An 18,774-nucleotide genomic window follows, 5' to 3' on the forward strand; every position below is an offset into this window, starting at 1 on the left:
AAACATCTTAATGTTGAAATTTAACATTAAGGTGTTTTTTTATGAAGAATTTTATCTATTCAATTGTTAACTAAATGATATGATAAAGGTAACAATAAAAGTAGGTGGTATGATCATGCAAGTACTGGAACTTATAAATCAACAATTAAATACAAAAGCAGATAAAATTGCCATGTATATTGATGAGATGCATTTATCTTATAACGATTTATTGATAGAATCTGAAAAAATTGCCACAACGTTAAAACAATATCCAAAACATATCATGATTGGTATTTCAATGAAAAATCCACTTCAGTTTATAAAATGGTATATTGCAGCTTTAAAGTGTGAACTTATACCGTGCGTCCTAGATCCTTATATAGCTGAAGAGAAAAAGTATGAATTATTAAGGTTATATCATATTCCGTTATTAGTAGATGACAGCAATAAGGTAACATATCGACAAATAGAAAATAATACGGTATTACCTCAAGATATCTTACATATTGGATTTACTTCTGGGACGACAGGTATTCCTAAAGCATATATGAGGAATCATCAATCTTGGATTCAATCATTTAAATATAATGAAGACTTACTCAATGGTCATACAGACATTATTATAGCACCTGGACCACATGCACATTCTTTAACACTATACGCTATGATTTATGCATTATGTACAGGTAGAACATTTATTGGCCAAAAGAAATTTAATACGCAAATACTAGATAAATTAATCAATATATTTAGTAAAAATCAAACGATGTTTATTGTGCCTACAATGCTATATAGTTTATTGAATCATAACGTTCATTTAATGAATGTTTCGAGCATTTTTTCATCAGGTGCAAAATTATCTACACAAATATTTGAAAAATTTAAATATAAGTATCCTGATATTGATTTAATTGAATTCTTTGGAAGCTCTGAAGCGAGCTTTATTAGTTACAATATTAATGGACAAGCAGATTCAGAATCTGTAGGTAAACTATTTCCTTCTGTACAAGTTCAAATTAAAGACAAAGATGAAAATAATATAGGCAGGTTATATGTCAAAAGTGACATGACATTTAGTGGTTATTTGAATGAAGAAGTCCACGATGAGTGGATTAAAATAGGCGATTGGGCATCAATTTCTGCAGACCAAGAACTACGCTTATATGGACGAGAAAGTGACCGTTTAATTATTGGTGGTAAAAACGTATATCCAGAGATTATTGAGCAAAAATTATTAAATCTAGATATTGTTGATGAGGCAATTATTATAAGTAAGCAACATAATAAATTTGGAGAAATAGCAATTCTATTATATAAAGGTAAAGATCATTTGCAATATATAAGCATGAAAGAGTATTTGTTAGCGTGTGGGTTAAGTCGTTATGAAATACCATCTCGAATGATACGAGTTAAACAGATGAAATATACTTCTAGTGGAAAGATAGCGAGATATAAGATGAAATCTATTTATGAGATAGGAGGAAAAGCATGGGACCAGTTATTGTAGCTGCAAAACGAACGCCATTCGGTAAATATGGCGGCATTTTTAAACAGTTAGAACCCGAATTACTCTTGAAACCTTTATATGAATATTTGTTATCTGATCATGCTGAGGCACTTGAACATTTAAGTGAGGTTGTTTTAGGAAACGTAGTAGGTAATGGAGGTAATATCGCAAGAAAGTCTTTGCTAGAAGCAGGTTTGCCGGTTGATATTCCTGGTGTCACAATAGATAGACAATGTGGTGCTGGATTAGAAGCGGTCACTTATGCTTGTAGAATGATCCAAGCAGGTGCTGGTGAAGTTTATATTGCTGGTGGTGTTGAAAGTACAAGTCGAGCACCTTGGAAAATCAAAAGACCACAATCAGTTTATGACGCACCAGAATTTTTTGAGCGTGCTTCATTTGCGCCTGATGGAGAAGACCCTTCAATGATTGAAGCGGCTGAAAATGTTGCGCAAGTATATCAAATCTCTAGAGAAATCCAGGACGAATTTGCATACAATAGTCATCAAAAGACAATAAAAGCTATGGAAAAAGGTTATTTATCAAATGAAATTTATCCGATTAAAGTAGGGAATGAATGGATCCAACATGATGAAGGTGTTAAACCTAAATTAACTTTAAGAACGTTATCACGTTTAAAACCACTTATTAAAGATGGGACTGTAACAGTAGGTAATAGTTGCATGAAAAATGACGGTGGGGTATTACTTTTAATTATGAGTAAAGAAAAGGCGGCTGCTTTAGGTTATCGCGAAGGACTGGAATTTATCGATAGTTCTGTAAAAGGTGTAGATCCTAGATTACTAGGTATAGGTCCAGTACCTGCTGTTGAAAGTTTATTAAAGAAATCACATTTAACAATGAACGATATTGACGGTGTTGAATTTAATGAAGCATTTAGTTCTCAAGTTCTTGCTTCAAAAGATATGTTAAATATTCCAGACGATAAATTTAATTTGTATGGTGGCGCATTAGCTATTGGACATCCATATGGAGCTAGTGGTGCTAGCCTCGTTACGCGTTTATATCATATGAAAGAAATTGAGACATCGATAGCAACAATGGGAATAGGAGGCGGCATGGGACATGCAACATTATTTAGAAGATGGAATCGAAATAATTGACGTCATTTTCAACAAAGAAGATGTTGAAGCATATAAAAAAATACTTCCTATAAAAAAGAATAACTGCGCTGTGCCAGTATTGTATTTAGCAAGTATATGGCCGGAATTTTCAATGTTTGAGCGTTTTTTAGAAAAAGAGATTTACTTAAAAGAAACATCAGTTGAACAGTATAAAGCAATAGATGTTGATACAATTTATAAAGCAGAATTAAAAAATGAGAAAATAAAAAAAGTAAAGTCGTTTACGATTTACGAATTTAGTTTGACGATTACAAGTGGAGATAACATATACACTCGACTCAAGCAAACATTCGTTGGAAAGTGAGGTATAGTATGAAATTGGATATTAGTCTTGTTAACAAATATTTAACTATTATTCATGATTCAAATCCAATCCATCAAGAAATTGTACCCGGCCAACTTGTATGTGAATGGTTGTTAGAAGATGTTGAGTGGCAACATTATACTGTGAGATACAAAAATCCAATTTATATAGATGAAACATTAGAAAAAGTACTTCAAGATAATAAGATTAAATGTATCAATCAACAAGGGATGGTAAAGATTATTGTTGAAAAGCAATAAATTAAATGTAAGATTTATCCAACAAAAGTTTAGTTATAAAAAGACTATATAATTATTTTACAATTAATTTAAAATCATGTAATCTTCATAAGTGACAAAAAATTATGAGTTGGAGTACTTATGAATAGAAAACATGAAATTACATATGCCAGGGCAATATTTTGCTTAATTATAGTAGCAGTGCATATATTATCAAATTATTTGAGAGACGTAGAATTACAAGATCATAATCGCATGATTGTATTAACATTCCAAATATTAATTTTGTTTGCAACGCCGTGTTTTATTATTTTGTCAGAATCACTGATTTCAATGGTTTATAAAGATAAATTACCGAAAAACTTTCTAGTCAAACGCTTTAAATATATTATGATTCCTTACTTTTCAATTGGAACATTTTATGTGTATACAAAGTATAAAGTAGATGCAAATGAAGAAACATTCTGGCAGTTGTTTAAAGAAAATTTATTAATTGGGAATTGGTATGGTTGGTTTGTCATTGTCATATTCCAATTTTATATTCTACATTTAATGTTCCATAAAGCATTAAGTAAAGCTAATCCAGTTGTTATGCTGGTCATCAGCTTTACGATCAGTCTCGCACATTCATATTTAATGTACGATAATGATACGTATACGAATTGGTGGAATGAATTTTACCCGTTATTCCATAGAACGAATATTCTTTATTGGTTATTCTATTTTGTATTTGGGTTTTACTTAGGTAGATACTACAATGAAGTTCTATCGTTTATGGAGAAGAAGTTTATGTGGTTAGTAGGAAGTTTAAGTGCCATGACACTTTTAGTTATTTATTCAATTTATCAAAATGATGTAACAGTCGTTCAATCTAACCGTTATGATATTTTAATATATTCAGCATTAGCGTTTATAGTTATCTTAGTTATTTCTAAAAAGTTGTCTAACTTTAATATAAGCTTTTTATATTTTATAGGTGAAATATCATTCTTTATTTACTTAACACATAAAATTATGGTCTATTACATGGCAAAATATACATTTCATTTTATAGATCAATTCTTTATGTATAATATTGCAACGTATATCTTTGCTTTATCTTTAAGTGTAGGCTTAGCAGTTGTTGTGTCATTTATACCATTTTCTAGATTTATAATTGGTAGAAATTCTATTAACGCAATGATAAAAGGGAATTATAGAGTAGAGTAAAAAAGCACGTCACCTTCATTGATAAAGGTGACGTGCTTTCTGTTATTTGAAATAAAAACGTGTAGCATCTAATTCGTCTTTAAAAGCTTTTTTATCTTTTGCTGACTTTTTATTGAACTCTTTTAAGAATGCTTGGTATTTTGGAAGTACATCTTCAGTAGAGCCAAATTCTTTTAATTTGCCGCCTTCAATCCAAGCTATTTTTGTACAAAAATCTTTAACTTGACCTATATTATGACTAACAAAGAAAATAGTCTTGCCAGCTTCTTTAAATTGATTCATTTTGTCTAAACTTTTTTTAGTAAATGTTTGGTCACCTACAGATAATGCTTCATCAATTACAAGAATATCTGGATCGACAGTTACATTGATTGCGAAACCTAATTTAGATTTCATACCGCTTGAATATTTCTTGACAGGTTGATATATAAATTCACCTAATTCAGAGAATTCGATAATTTGAGGTGTAAGTTCTTTAATTTGTTTTTTAGAGAAACCAAGTAATAACATCTTGTATTCGATATTATCTATACCGTTTAGTTGCGTGTTTAAACCAGAGTTAATTGCAATAACGTTAACATCACCGTGGCGTTCAATTATACCGTCTGTTGGTTGTAATGAGCCGCCGATAATATTACTTAATGTTGATTTTCCTGATCCGTTAATACCCACTAAACCGATAATATCGCCTTCGTAAGCAGTAAATGATATATCATTAAGCGCTAAAAATCTTTGTGATTGATGCTTTGGTAAAAAAACATCTTTTAATCTCTCTTTGTTATTACGGAAAATTTTATATTCTTTTGTTAAATTATTAATGATAACTGATTCTTTCATATGTACTTCATTCCTTATAATTATTAACATTTCTATTATGCATTATTTTATGAGTTTAGTAAATTTATTGTAAATTCTGTTAGAATCATGTAAATTATATATGTTCTATAATTATGAGATTAACCTAAAGTTTAATATATCATCTATGCTCATTTGATGCTATATTAAAGATTAAGTTATAAATGTCTTAGCGAGAGAGTGATATTCATGCATGCTGTTTTTACAGTAATAAAAGAGCACGTCAAAAACTTTTATTTGATTCAAAGATTAGCACAATTCCAATTAAAAATTTCGAATCATGATAATTATTTAGGATTAGCGTGGGAACTTATTAATCCTATACTACAAATATTTGTATATTGGTTTGCATTTGGTTTTGGTATAAGGCAGAATGACCCAGTACATGGTGTACCGTTTATCTTATATTTATTAGTTGGTATTAGTATGTGGTTCTTTGTAAACCAAGGTATACTTGAAGGGACTAAATCAATAGGTACTAAGTTTAATCAAGTAGCAAAAATGAATTTCCCTTTATCTGCAATACCCGCATATATTTTAACAAGTAGATTTTATGGTCATATTATTTTAGTTTTAATTATTATTTTATTATGTATGCCTGCCGGTATTATACCTTCGATTTATATTTTACAATTATTCATATACTTACCTTTAGTGTATTTATTTGCATTTTCTGTTTCGTTATTAACATCGACTTTAGGTGTCATTATTCGAGATACACAAATGGCAATGCAAGCTATTTTGAGAATGCTATTTTACATGTCACCAATTCTTTGGGTACCTGATAAAGGTTCAGTGATTGAAATGATTATGAAATTAAATCCAGTATTCTTCTTTGCAGAAGGGTACAGAGCAGCAATATTATATAATAATTGGTACTTCATAGAACATTGGCAATTATTACTTTATAATTTATGTGTAACAGTGTTATTCTTTGTAGTAGGTGCAATATTACATGTTAGATTTAGACAAAGATTTGCTGACTTTATTTAAAATGATTAATAAATGATAAGGCTGAGACGTTAATGATTGTCTCAGCCTTTATCTCAATATATAGCTGCTTTTGGTCAATTTTTACTTTAGTAAATTTTATATAAGGAAGTGTCATTGTGGTAAGAAGCATAATTAAACAAGTCTACCTTTCTATTATTTTTATATTTAATAAATTATTTAAAAGTAATGTGAAACGTAAAAATGTCGTGGTGTTTATGACATTTAAAGAAGATGTGTTACCTGTTATTGAAGCATTAAAGAAAGAAGAATACTATATTACGGTAATTGCGCATCCGAAGTGGATTGATTTTTTGAATGATATAGATGTAGATAAAGTGGTAAACTTAAGTAATAAATATGTCTTACAACAGATTAAAGCAATTAAAAGCAGTAAAATAATAATTATCGATACATATTATTTATTATTAGGCAGTATCAGCAAAACGCCAGAACAAAAAGTTATACAAACTTGGCATGCTGCTGGTGCTTTGAAGAAATTTGGTTTAGAAGATAAAAGTATTAATCTTGAGGATAAACAACAGATAAAAAATTACTTATCTGTTTATCATTTTACAGATTATTATCTAGTCAGTTCAGATATTATGAAAGATGTCTTTATTAAAAGTTTAGATGCCGAGCCCGATCAAATATTACCATTTGGCTTACCAAGGTTAGACCAATATAAAGATAAACATGAGTATCCTATTAAATCCAAAAAAATAGCTTTATATGTTCCTACTTATAGAGATTATACAAATGAAATTCATATGATAGATAAACAGAAATTTGAAAAAATGTGCCCTGAATACGAACTCGTGACTAAATTACATCCAAGCATTACTTCACATGATTCAGATTCGAGAGATATACAAGATCTAGTTGAAATGGCAGAAATCATCATTACAGATTACAGTTCATTAAGTATTGAAGCCGCACTTTTAAATAAAACGATTATTTTCTATAGTTATGATGAATCAAAGTATGATGAAATGAGAGGACTTAATCAATACTATTATGAAATGACGAAAGAGAACAAAGCTTATGATTTAGAAACACTTTATAAACTTGTGAATCTAAATAGAATTAATAATGAAATTAAACCTATGTGGCATCAATATACAAACTTCGATGCAACTGGGAAGTTAGTTGATTTTATAAACAAAGGAGCTTAACGATATGGAAGTAAGTGTCATCATCCCTATTTATAATGCAGAAAAAACAATAGAGCAAACCATTAAATCAATTAAAAGTCATTATGAGCATGAAATTATTTGTATTAATGATGGATCTAAAGATAATAGTGCAGATGTAATTAGCAAAATTAATAATCCTAATATTGTACTTGTGAATCGAGAAAATAAAGGTGCTGCGGCAACAAGAAATGAAGGTATTAGTATCGCAAAAGGTAAATATATTATGTTTTGTGATGCAGATGATAAATTAGGTGAAGGTATTATCGACAAGATGGTTGAAGCGATAAAAAGGAATGATACAGATATCGTGGTTGGTAAGGTTTCTCATTTAATTGGTGATCAGATTAGGCCGATTCAAACATACAATGATTTAAAAGCTGTAGATCATACAACATTAAACTTAACACCAGAAGTTACCCAATCAATAGGACCGTATGGTAAACTGTACAAACATGACGTATTAGAAAATATTAGATTCGATGAAGATATTACTTTTTGTGAAGAGCATACCTTTAATTTAAAAGCTTGGTCAAAGAGTCGTATTACAATATTAGATGATTCAGCGTACTTGTATAATATAGGTATTGAAGACTCAATAGTAGCGACAAGTTACAAAAATATTGAAAAATATTTAAATGATGCCATTGAAGTTAGAAAAAGAACTTTGGACATTTTAAGTAATTTAAAAGAAAAAGTGAGTAACTATTATAGTTATAGAATGGATTATCTCATTATTTACTTTTTAATTCGAAATAATTTTATGAAAGTAGATAACTTAAATCATGTTATAGATCCAGCAATTAACTATTTAAAAGTCGTTCAACCACTTCAAACGAATAGTGTGAAAGATTTAAAAGAACTCGTATTGACAATTGCTGCGACTTACAATTTTGAAAGATTTAAAGAAGTGGCAAGTAATTTAGATATGCAAATTGATAAAAAAACTTATCGTTCTTATAAACTCAAACTATTTAAACTTAAGACAAAAATGAATTTAAGAAATATAAGAAATAAAAGCAAGAAAATATCTCATTAAATTATAAAAAATACTAACTGCCTTAAATGGTTGTTAGTATTTTTTATTTATTTTCATATATTAATTTCTAGTATCGAATCAATATTTCTATTTATTAATTAAATATACATAAACTTTACAATAGTTAATTGTTTGATATAATTTACAATTGCATATCAAATTAAATTAAAATGGAGTTAAAATATGGATAAAAATATAATTGATATTGAAAGAAAGTTTAGGCCAGAAATTGAAGGCCTAAGGATTGTTGCAGCTTTATTAGTCGCTATATACCATATTTGGTTTGGTAAAGTATCTGGTGGGGTAGATGTTTTCTTTGTTGTATCAGGATTTCTGATTACAACATCAATCATATCTACAATCAATAAAACAGGGGAATTTAAGTTTTGGCCATACATATCTAAAATAATGAAGCGTTTATTTCCGCTTGCATTTATTATTATATTAGTGATTCTCATATTAAGTATATTTTTCTTACCATCAACCATTTTTGATAAAACAATGAAAGAAGTCATTTCATCAATGTTCTATTATCAAAATTGGCAGTTGGCAATTAGTAATACAGATTATTTAGATGCACACCAAATGAAAAGTCCACTTGAACATTATTGGGCAATGTCCATTCAAGGACAATTCTATATCATTTGGTTCTTATTATTTACATTTATATTATTCATAATAAAAAAATATAAATTAGTAAATGGAAAGAGAATAGTAAATTACTTACTCGGTTTTATATTTATTGTATCCTTTGCATACTCAGTATATTTAACAGCAGTTAATCAACCTTTAGCATACTTTATTACATTTACGAGAGTCTGGGAATTTGCGTTAGGTGGTTTACTTTGTATTAACTTAAGCAAAATTAAAATCAATAATTTAACAGCAGAAATTATTGGATGGATTGGTCTTATTGGTTTAATTTTAACGGGGGCTTTATTTGATGTATCAACAATGTTTCCAGGTTATATTGCTTTATGGCCTATGACTTGTGCATTATTGATTATTTTATCAGGTAATAAAGATACTAAATACGGTGTTAAGAACTTCTTATCTATGCCGATTATGATTAAACTAGGTGGAGTATCATTCGGGATATACTTATGGCACTGGGTATTGCTATCATTCTACAAATACAATATTTCAGAAACACCTGGTATTATTTCAGGGATACTTATCATTGTATTATCAATTGCTCTGTCATTTATTACGACTAAATATATTGAAACTCCTATAAGAAGTGCAAATTTAAATAAAGTCGCATTTAAGAGAATAGGTATTATTGCATTAGCTAATATCATATTAATCGCTGGTTTAGTCTCTCATAATGCATATGTGAAAATATCTGACGATAAAACACTAGCATCGAAAGATTATCCAGGAGCACTAGCCGCAACATCAAAACAAAAAATTAAAGAAAATGATCCTAAGCCTGAATTTGCCAATGTATTTGATGATTTACCACAATCACACTTAGATGATTCAAATCAAGGATTAAAAAAATCAGATTTAAAGATTGGTATTTATGGTAAGAAAAAAGACTACAAAGCAACAATTGCTTTAGTAGGTAGTTCACATTCTGAACATTGGTTAGGAGCAGTTATTGAAGCGGCAAAAGAGCATGATTACAGAGTGATTAATATCACAAGATCTGGAACAAGATTCTCTACAGGTTATGATGATAATTCATTAAAAGGCCAATGGGTTAAAAATGTCGAAAACTATTTAAAGAAATCTGATGATATTGATCTAGTGTTATCACATGTTACAGCAGCTGACTCAAATAGCGATAAGATTCAACAACAAATGGTAGATGAATTATTAAAAGTTAAGAATGATTATAATATAAAAGTAATGGCAATAAGAGATATTCCTAGATATGATTTTAATGTTTCAGAAGAACTAGAAAAATCTGGTGAAAAAGAGACAATTAAACTTATGAATAAAGGAAATAACCAACAAGATACTTCATATTGGAAAAAACTATCAGAAACAAGCAAAGAATTACCAAAATTCGATCCATCAGAATACTTTAAAGTGAATGGCAATTATAGACCGATTATAGGTAATATTGTTGTGTATCGTGATATGGACCATATGACAAACACTTATTCAAAATCTTTCGGACCTATTTTAGGTAAAGAAATTAAATCTATCGTAAAAAAATAGAGAGCGGACAATGTCCACTCTCTATTTTTATAATTTTTGTTTGAGTATATCTTTAAAGATGTGCTTTAAAATTTTTTCAGTGTCACCATGATAATGGTCATTCAATTTATTGCTAGCAATAGAAACAATAAATTCGTTGTTAGAATATGTTACAAAATCATTTTGATAAAATATGCCTCTGTATCTTTGGTGATTAGGGTAACTATAAAATCCATATCTATAAGGGCTAGGATATAAATTTGTAGAGGCTTGTGATAGTAAATTATCAGTTGATGATTTAGAAAGTAATTTATTTGATTTAAATTGACTTACTAGTTTAGCCATATCATCTGTTGAAATATAGATATTACCAGCACCATCGTATTTATCCAAAGTGGATGGATAGAAATATATGGATTGATTATTTTTAAATTTATAGCCTTTTACCATAAACTCTTGTTGAGTAATTGCGTCATAACGAGCAGTATATTTTAAATGAGCTTTATTAATGATAAGTTCATTTAAGTTTTGTGCGTATGATTTTTTTGTAGCATTTTCTATGACTTTAGCAATTGTGATGTAGTTTGCATCATTATAAAAATAATTATGATAATTTTGGGGTACAACACCATTTAATTTAATACTTTCTATTGCACCATTTAAGCCCATTGCACTAGTTGGGAATTTTGCTTTAGCTAAGCCACTTCTATGCAACATTAAATCTTTAATGGTAATAGGATATACATTTTGAAAGTTTGGTATGTATTTATTAACATTGTCATTAATATTGATTTTCCCTTGATCTTCTAACGATTTCAACATTAAACCTGTTATAAATTTGTTAGCTGACCCTAGTAGGTACATTGATTTGCGATCATTATTTATATTGTTTTCAATATCCCTGAAACCATATGCTTTACTCATTAATGGTTGATTATGTTTATAAATGGTTATATTACCATTAAAAGATTTTGATTTTAAATACTTATCAATTTTTCTTTCCTCTGAAAAATTCATTTTAGATGTTTGCTTATTTTCTTTATGTTTTTTATAAATATGGGTTTGTGATTGCTCTTTTTTATATTGGCGAGCTTGGTAGACATCTCTTAATAAGATGATAAGGCATATAGCGATGATGCATAATATAAGTTTATTTAATTTCTTCATGTTCTTCTCCTGATGTTTTTACATTATATTACCATGAATGCTATTTTTTTACATTTGATATTGTAAAAAAGAACACATTGATGTGTTCTAGTCATTACCGTATAATTCTTTTTTGATTTGAGTTGTTGAAATACCTTCTGTTCTCTTAAGATAAATCACTTCACAATGGTCTTTTAAGAAGTCGAATTCGCCTTCCCAATCATGTCCCATTAAGAATGTATCAACATTAAATTTTTCTACATCTTCTGTTTTTTGTTCCCAATTATTCTCTGGAATAACTAAGTCAACATATCTAATAGACTCTAGCATCATTTTTCTTTGTTCATAATTGTAATATGATTTTTTATTTTTCAACTTATTGAATTCGTCTGTTGATAAAGCAACAATTAGATAATCTCCATGCTGTTTAGCTCTTCTTAAAAGCTCAATATGACCGTAATGTAGTAAATCATATGTTCCATAAGTAATTACTCTACGCATTATTTCACCCCATTATTTGATATCTTTAATATTAATATATATATGTATTATTGTAAATAGTTTGCAAAGTTTGTAAATTTATTTTGAAGGTATTTTAATAGGAGAAGTATATATTGAAATAAATAAATTTATTATACAAGTCGCTAAATAGTCATCAGTTTAAATTTATAAATATGTAGTGTATTATAATAGAATATGTTAATTTAATGTAAATTATGAATTAGAGGAGTATCTATGGAAGAAAAACTATTTTTAATGACTGAAAATTCATTTAAAAGTACGATAGAATATTTTAATAATAAAGAAGATGTCAATTCTACAGATAAAGAGAAATTACTTTATTATTTCAACAAAGTTTTCAATCCTCTATTTCCTTATAAATTTGACTTTATACTAAAAAATAGAAATGGTTTGTCAATTTTGTTAAGAAAGATTAACTACAGCACTCCTAAAAAAAGTGTTTTTAAATATTTAGAAGGTAAAGCTATGAAACGAGGAGATTATAAATATAGTTATATGCTATCACAGTTTCGTAAATCTTTATCCATTTTACGCTCTAAAAACTATGTCTTAGATTTTAATCCAAGTAAGGTAGACAAGACTATTGTTTATGAATCATTTAATGGTAGAGCATTTTCGGACTCTCCAAAGATGCTTTATTTTTACTTAAAAGACGCACTACCTAATTATAAACATATTGTAGTAACGGATAATAATGATTTAGATGAAAATCTTAGATTATTAAATATAGAAACAGTTAAAAAAAATACTAAACAATATTTCAAAGTATATCATAAAGCCAAGGTATGGATTGCTAATACGAGATTATCACCCCAACTTGAGAAAAAAGAAAATCAACTTTTTATTCAAACATGGCACGGTACGCCCTTAAAGAAATTGGCTAATGATCAAACGGTTATTTCTATTCCCGAAATTACGCTTGAAGAGTATCTTTATGGCTTTAATAAAGAAACAAGTAGGTGGGATTTCCTAATATCTCCTAGTGAAACTGCTACTAAACGATTTAAATCTGCTTTTAATCTGAAAGAAGAACAGATTTTAACTTTAGGATATCCAAGAAATGATGATTTAGTTCAGTTAAATAATGAAGATTATATTAATCAACTCAAACAAAAATATGATATTCCTTCTCATAAAAAAGTCATATTGTATGCACCGACATGGAGAGATAATGATCGTACAGATATAGGTAATTACAATTTTAAATTGAAGATTGATTTAGATTCGTTTAGTAAAGAACTATCCGATGAATATGTATTGCTCATAAGAGCACATTATTTAGTATCAGAACATTTGAATTTAGAAAGTTATTCAAATGTGTATGACTTATCTAATGCTAATGATATCAACGAATTATTCTTAATGAGTGATGTATTAATCACAGATTATTCGTCTGTTTATTTCGATTATGCGAATCTAAGTAGACCAATCTTATTTTTTGCATATGATAAAGATGAATATGCTAACGATATTAGAGGATTTTATTTACCGTATGAATCAGATTTACCAGGACCAGTATTTGAAACAAGTGAAGCATTAATTGAGTATATTAAATCAATGCAATATGTAGATATTCCACATTCTGATAATTATAGAAAATTCAATAATAAATATAATCAACTTGATGATGGAGGAGCAACTGAAAGAGTAAGTGAAAAGATTATCGGCACTCTAGATAAAGAAAAGGAGTTTCAATAAATATGAAAATATTAAATATTTATCAAGAACGCGATTTACTAGTCTTTGAGTTTGATCAAACATTGGATAATATTAAAAATGTTTATATAAAAAATGAATTTGATGAAATAATCATTCCACAAACCAATATCAAAAATCAATTTAAAATTAATTTGAATGACGTTTTAGAAAAATTTTCACAGTATGATAGAGAAACAATCTTTATTTTACTAGAAAGATCTGATGGTATTACACAATCCATTCAAAAAATAAACATAAAAAAATATGAATATAATATACAAAACTTTGAAACAGTTATTCATGATGAAGCGACTATTACCCCGTATATTACTAAAAACGGAATTATACAATTCACATTAAAACCAGAATTACCAGTGTCTACTTATTTTGCAAGAAGACATATAGATAAAATTATCATAAATAATAAACAAGCATTTTTAAAAGGGAAGTTCTCAATTCAAAATTCAACACTTGAATATGCTCATATAAGAATCACTTCAAGGTTAAGTGAGCATGTTATTGAGATACCATTAGATCCAGTTGTATTTAATGTGTATAAGTCACTAAATTCTACAAGTTATGATTTTGAAATTGATATTTTTAATGAACTTAAGCAGTATTTAGAAAATGACTTTGATTCTGAAGATATTATTGATATCTACTTAAATATTAAAGTAAATGAATTTAAAAATGTAATAGATGTAAAATTGGGTAACCCAAGAATTATGGTAGAAAGATTTGCTAAAGGTGAAGTATCAATTGATCTTGGGCAAACTGTAAAAACGGCTATACCATATTTCACGATAAAAGGTAGAAACCTATCATTTAGAATTAATGAATATGCAAAAGAAGATTATGAAGCATACAAAAAATTAATGCACGACTATCCAACATTAATCAAAAACAATTTGAACAAAAATAAAGTTTGGGTGATTGGTGAAAAATCATATAAAGCCCAAGATAATGGCTATCATTTCTTTAAATATATGAGAACTGAGCATCCAAATGAAGAAGTATATTATGTTATTGATAAAAATTCTGAAGAACGAAAAAACGTAGAACCATATGGAAATGTCATTGATTTTAAATCAAAAAAACATTTCGAAGTTATGATTAAAGCAGATATTATTTGCAGTACGCATCATACAGAATTATTGTTCCCAAGTCATGAAGCAAGTTATGTGAAAAAAATTAGAGCTAAACGCGTCTTCTTACAACATGGTGTATTAGGTGCTAAAAACTTAACACAGATAAATGGTAAACAACTGAAAGACTTTAATGTTGATATGTTTATCACAAGCTCTAATCGAGAAAAACAAATCGTTAATAGAGATTTATTATTTGATTCATATCAAGCAAAAGTTACAGGTCTCTCAAGATTTGATGAATTATTTAAGGAAAACGTAGAAGTTAAAAATCAAATTTTAATTATACCTACATGGCGTGATTGGATAACAAATATTAATAGTCTTTTAGAATCTGATTATCTACAAAATTATAATAGCTTATTGAATAGACCAGAATGGAAAACAATTGCTCAAACAAAAAATGTAGATATCATATTCTGTTTACATCCTAATATGCAGGCATTTGTTGAATATTTTGATATACCTGATTACATTAAAGTCATTAGACAAGGTGAAGTAGATGTTCAATTACTTATTAAAGAAAGTAAATTGATGATTACAGACTATTCAAGTGTTGCGTTTGACTTTAGTTTCTTAGAAAAACCAGTTATTTACTATCAATTTGATAGAGATAGATTTATCGGTAAATTACCATCGCATTTAGATCTTGATAAAGAACTACCTGGTAAAATTGTTGATAATGTTGAAGCAGTTTTAGAAGCGGCTAACCATTATGTTAATAACGGCTTCAAGAATGAACAACAAATTATCAATAAAGCTAATAACTTTGTAGCATATAAAGATACAAACAATTCACAGCGTATATATGAAGAGGCTAAATCATTTAAACGTAGAAATATCATAAAGGATACTTTAAAATATGATATTCTTTCACAACATGTGTTTAAACGATTTAGAAGACATAAAAAATACTTTGATATTATGTCCTATATGAATAAATTCCTTGTAAGATTTGGGAAAATAGATGAAAAACTAATTGTGATAGAAAGTAATTTAGGTAAACAAGTAACGGATAGTCCTAAAATGATTTACGATCAAATTAAAGCGCTCGATAAAGGTTATAAGATCGTATGGGTATCCAATAAAATATATCCATTTGATGATGAAAATGTTATAACAGTGAAACGTTTAAGCCCAAGTTATTATAAATATTTATCATTAGCTAAATACTGGATTAATAATCAGAACTTCCCTCATTATATTGAGAAGAAGAAAAATACAACATATATTCAAACATGGCATGGTACGCCACTGAAGAAAATGTTAAATGATGTCGATGATTTTAAAGGTAGAGATGCAGGGTATATAGACAGAATTAATCGTTCAGTGTCACGATGGGACTATTTAGTTTCACCAAGTCCATATGCATCGAGTTGCTTTAAATCTGCATTTAACTTTAATAAAGAAATATTAGAAGTAGGTTATCCACGTAATGATATCTTCTATGAAAATGAAAGTGATATTGAAGAAAAACAACATATTATCAAACGTAAACTTTCAATTCCTAAAGATAAAAAAGTGATATTATATGCACCAACATTTAGAGATGACGAAGTATCATCTGCGAAAAAACATTTAATTAATTTAAAATTAGATCTACATCAAATGAAAGAAAAACTTGGAGACGAGTACGTACTACTATTAAGACCGCATATCATTATTAGTAATAATATTATTATCGACAAATCATTAGAAGGCTTTATTTATAATGTTGCGAGTTATGAAGATATTAGTGACTTATATTTAATTAGTGATATCTGTATTACAGACTACTCATCTGTAATGTTTGATTATGCTAATACACGAAAACCATTACTCTTCTTCACATATGATTTAGAACATTATAAAGATAATTTAAGAGGATTCTATATGAACTTCGAAGACGAAGCACCAGGTCCATTGTTGAAAGACAATGAGAGCTTAATAGATGCTATTCTAAATATAGAAACGGTTAATGAATCATATAAAGATAAATATGATAAATTCTATGATAAATTCTGTTCATTTGAAAAAGGAACAGCAGCGAAACAAATTGTCGATAAATTATTTTAAATAAAAAAAGCAGAACTGACGATGTATTTTCTGGCAGTTCTGCTTTTTATTATTTATTCGTTAATTTTAACGAAAGGTTTCCATTTATAGTAGGGTAGAAAACACCTTTTTTATCCGTTAAACTGATTTTCTTATCATACCCAAATTTAATATTTAAATGCTTAAATCCATCATATACAATGATACAGTTATATATTGATTCTGGTTTATTATTGATTTCAGTTTTAGGTATAGAGATGGTTAAGAGCTTATCTTGGACTTCTATATTCTTAATAACGATATCATCTTTGTAATCTTTTCGAGACATAAGAGACAAGTTACGTATTTCTTCAATATCTATACCATCTATTTCAATTTGTATTTTGATGGATTTGTCTACTTCAGCTATGTTTAATAACGTTGCCTGTTGAAATGGTATTGTGAATCTTTCATTAGCATCAGTTAACATTGTTTGTTTATGTTGCTTTTGAATTATTTTAGGTTGTTTTTTAAGCCACGTAAAGAAACTGATAAATGACTCAAAATCATTATTTTGAATAAACGTAATTGCGTCTGTATATTCTTGACTGATTGTTTGAATGATATCTGACTTTATATATGATTGGTTGAAAAGCTCATTCAGTTGTTTAAAATACCGAACTTGTTGTTGTTTATCACTATTTAGGAATACATGACTATTACAACTTTTCAATAAATCATACTCTAAATATCGATTTAACAATCGAATGTTTTTAGTGTTTGATTCTTGTTTTAGTAAATGTTGAATAATTTCTAAATCTGAATCACGTTTTTCATAGAAATCTATACCCGTTGTAAGAGATTCATTAGATGTTGTTCTGTCAATAATTGAACAATTATCTGTAACCGTAGAAACATCTTTAATATAAGGACTCAAGTTAGTGAAAAACATTTTATCTTCCCCGAAATGTAAGTTTTCCGGGAACTTTATATTGTGTTTTTTAATATGACTTAGTTTAATAAATTTTGATGGTGGACCAAAGTGATTATATATATATGGGATGTCATTGATGTTATAATTATAACGATTATCGTTACTCATAAATCTAGCATGTACAGTTAAAGAATGGTCATTTTGACGTAACGTTCTACCAACAATCATGTCTGATTTAAGAAGTTTATCGTCATTAGCAATTCTTGCTAATATATCTGTTGCTAAATAATCATCTGCATCTAGAAAATAAATATATTGACCGGTTGCTTTTGCAATACCAATGTTACGAGGTTTTGAAGGACCACCTGAATTTTCGTCTAATATGATAAATTTGATGTTTTTAGCTTCATAGTTTTTAATTAAGGTTTGAGTATTATCCGTAGAATGATCATCTACTATGATGATTTCGTAATTTCTTGCATCTAGAGATTGGTTTAATATTGAATCAATCGCACGTTCTACTTTAGCTTCATTATTATACGTTGTGACAATAATTGAAAAAAGCTTTTTACTTTTGAATAACATAAATTAACTCCATTCATTTAAAAAATCAAATTGTATAAACAATGTGGCAAATTTGTCTCACATTGTTTGTATAATGTAATATGAATAAATAAAGAAGTCAATTTATTGTATAACTTAAAA

General features: G+C 28.2%; 15 protein-coding genes. 11 read left to right on the forward strand and 4 right to left on the reverse strand.

All coding sequences use genetic code 11. From position 1 onward, the window contains the following. Positions 1-115: 115 nt before the first annotated feature. The 5 genes from LQ673_RS01735 to LQ673_RS01755 all read left to right on the forward strand — a co-directional run bounded on the left by LQ673_RS01735 (position 116) and on the right by LQ673_RS01755 (position 4,386). Positions 116-1,489: an AMP-binding protein gene (locus LQ673_RS01735; RefSeq protein ID WP_191836714.1), complete on the forward strand. Its 1,374-nt coding sequence runs from the start codon at positions 116-118 to the stop codon at positions 1,487-1,489. Further along, complete coding sequence (locus LQ673_RS01740) at positions 1,471-2,613, forward strand: thiolase family protein (protein ID WP_239744993.1); 1,143 nt, start codon at positions 1,471-1,473, stop codon at positions 2,611-2,613. The genes LQ673_RS01735 and LQ673_RS01740 overlap by 19 nt, the downstream gene beginning before the upstream one ends. Beyond that, positions 2,576-2,938: a hypothetical protein gene (locus tag LQ673_RS01745; protein WP_051575415.1), complete on the forward strand. Its 363-nt coding sequence runs from the start codon at positions 2,576-2,578 to the stop codon at positions 2,936-2,938. Before LQ673_RS01740 ends, LQ673_RS01745 begins: the two co-directional genes overlap by 38 nt. 8 nt (positions 2,939-2,946) lie before the next feature. Beyond that, a complete protein-coding gene (locus LQ673_RS01750) occupies positions 2,947-3,198 on the forward strand; it encodes a hypothetical protein (RefSeq protein ID WP_191836713.1) in 252 nt (83 codons plus the stop codon). A gap of 120 nt (positions 3,199-3,318) precedes the next feature. Beyond that, on the forward strand, positions 3,319-4,386 hold the full coding sequence (locus LQ673_RS01755; RefSeq protein ID WP_191836712.1) for an acyltransferase family protein: 1,068 nt from the start codon (positions 3,319-3,321) through the stop codon (positions 4,384-4,386). A 42-nt stretch (positions 4,387-4,428) separates the two neighbouring features. Here the strand turns inward: LQ673_RS01755 and tagH are convergent, their stop codons facing one another. After that, entirely contained in the window at positions 4,429-5,223 is a 795-nt protein-coding gene (gene tagH, locus LQ673_RS01760; RefSeq protein ID WP_037588932.1) for a teichoic acids export ABC transporter ATP-binding subunit TagH, read from the reverse strand. A 207-nt stretch (positions 5,224-5,430) separates the two neighbouring features. Between tagH and LQ673_RS01765 the strand changes: the two genes are divergently transcribed. From LQ673_RS01765 to LQ673_RS01780, 4 genes are all read left to right on the forward strand, one after another. Further along, entirely contained in the window at positions 5,431-6,234 is an 804-nt protein-coding gene (locus tag LQ673_RS01765; RefSeq protein WP_037588933.1) for an ABC transporter permease, read from the forward strand. A 116-nt stretch (positions 6,235-6,350) separates the two neighbouring features. Continuing rightward, complete coding sequence (locus tag LQ673_RS01770) at positions 6,351-7,406, forward strand: CDP-glycerol glycerophosphotransferase family protein (RefSeq protein ID WP_037588934.1); 1,056 nt, start codon at positions 6,351-6,353, stop codon at positions 7,404-7,406. A gap of 4 nt (positions 7,407-7,410) precedes the next feature. Continuing rightward, positions 7,411-8,463, forward strand: coding sequence for a glycosyltransferase family 2 protein (locus LQ673_RS01775; RefSeq protein ID WP_191836711.1), 1,053 nt, complete (start codon positions 7,411-7,413; stop codon positions 8,461-8,463). Between the two features lie 183 nt (positions 8,464-8,646). Continuing rightward, positions 8,647-10,632: an acyltransferase family protein gene (locus LQ673_RS01780; RefSeq protein WP_191836710.1), complete on the forward strand. Its 1,986-nt coding sequence runs from the start codon at positions 8,647-8,649 to the stop codon at positions 10,630-10,632. A gap of 27 nt (positions 10,633-10,659) precedes the next feature. Here LQ673_RS01780 and LQ673_RS01785 read toward each other — a convergent pair whose 3' ends face one another. Next, the gene (locus LQ673_RS01785) at positions 10,660-11,778 is read right to left on the reverse strand and encodes a serine hydrolase domain-containing protein (protein WP_191836709.1); all 1,119 of its coding nucleotides are present in this window, start codon (positions 11,776-11,778) and stop codon (positions 10,660-10,662) included. 87 nt (positions 11,779-11,865) lie between these two features. Beyond that, a complete protein-coding gene (tagD, locus tag LQ673_RS01790) occupies positions 11,866-12,258 on the reverse strand; it encodes a glycerol-3-phosphate cytidylyltransferase (RefSeq protein ID WP_037588940.1) in 393 nt (130 codons plus the stop codon). A 234-nt stretch (positions 12,259-12,492) separates the two neighbouring features. On the opposite strand from tagD, the gene LQ673_RS01795 reads away from it, so the two are divergent. Both LQ673_RS01795 and LQ673_RS01800 read left to right on the forward strand, forming a co-directional pair. Beyond that, positions 12,493-13,977, forward strand: coding sequence for a CDP-glycerol glycerophosphotransferase family protein (locus LQ673_RS01795; protein ID WP_051575416.1), 1,485 nt, complete (start codon positions 12,493-12,495; stop codon positions 13,975-13,977). A gap of 2 nt (positions 13,978-13,979) precedes the next feature. Further along, positions 13,980-17,177, forward strand: coding sequence for a CDP-glycerol glycerophosphotransferase family protein (locus tag LQ673_RS01800; RefSeq protein ID WP_191836746.1), 3,198 nt, complete (start codon positions 13,980-13,982; stop codon positions 17,175-17,177). Between the two features lie 49 nt (positions 17,178-17,226). Here the strand turns inward: LQ673_RS01800 and LQ673_RS01805 are convergent, their stop codons facing one another. Beyond that, positions 17,227-18,654, reverse strand: coding sequence for a glycosyltransferase family 2 protein (locus LQ673_RS01805; protein ID WP_191836745.1), 1,428 nt, complete (start codon positions 18,652-18,654; stop codon positions 17,227-17,229). Positions 18,655-18,774: the final 120 nt, after the last annotated feature.

This window comes from Mammaliicoccus sp. O-M54 (genome assembly GCF_022386035.1).
In the GTDB taxonomy this organism is placed as follows: domain Bacteria; phylum Bacillota; class Bacilli; order Staphylococcales; family Staphylococcaceae; genus Mammaliicoccus; species Mammaliicoccus sciuri_A.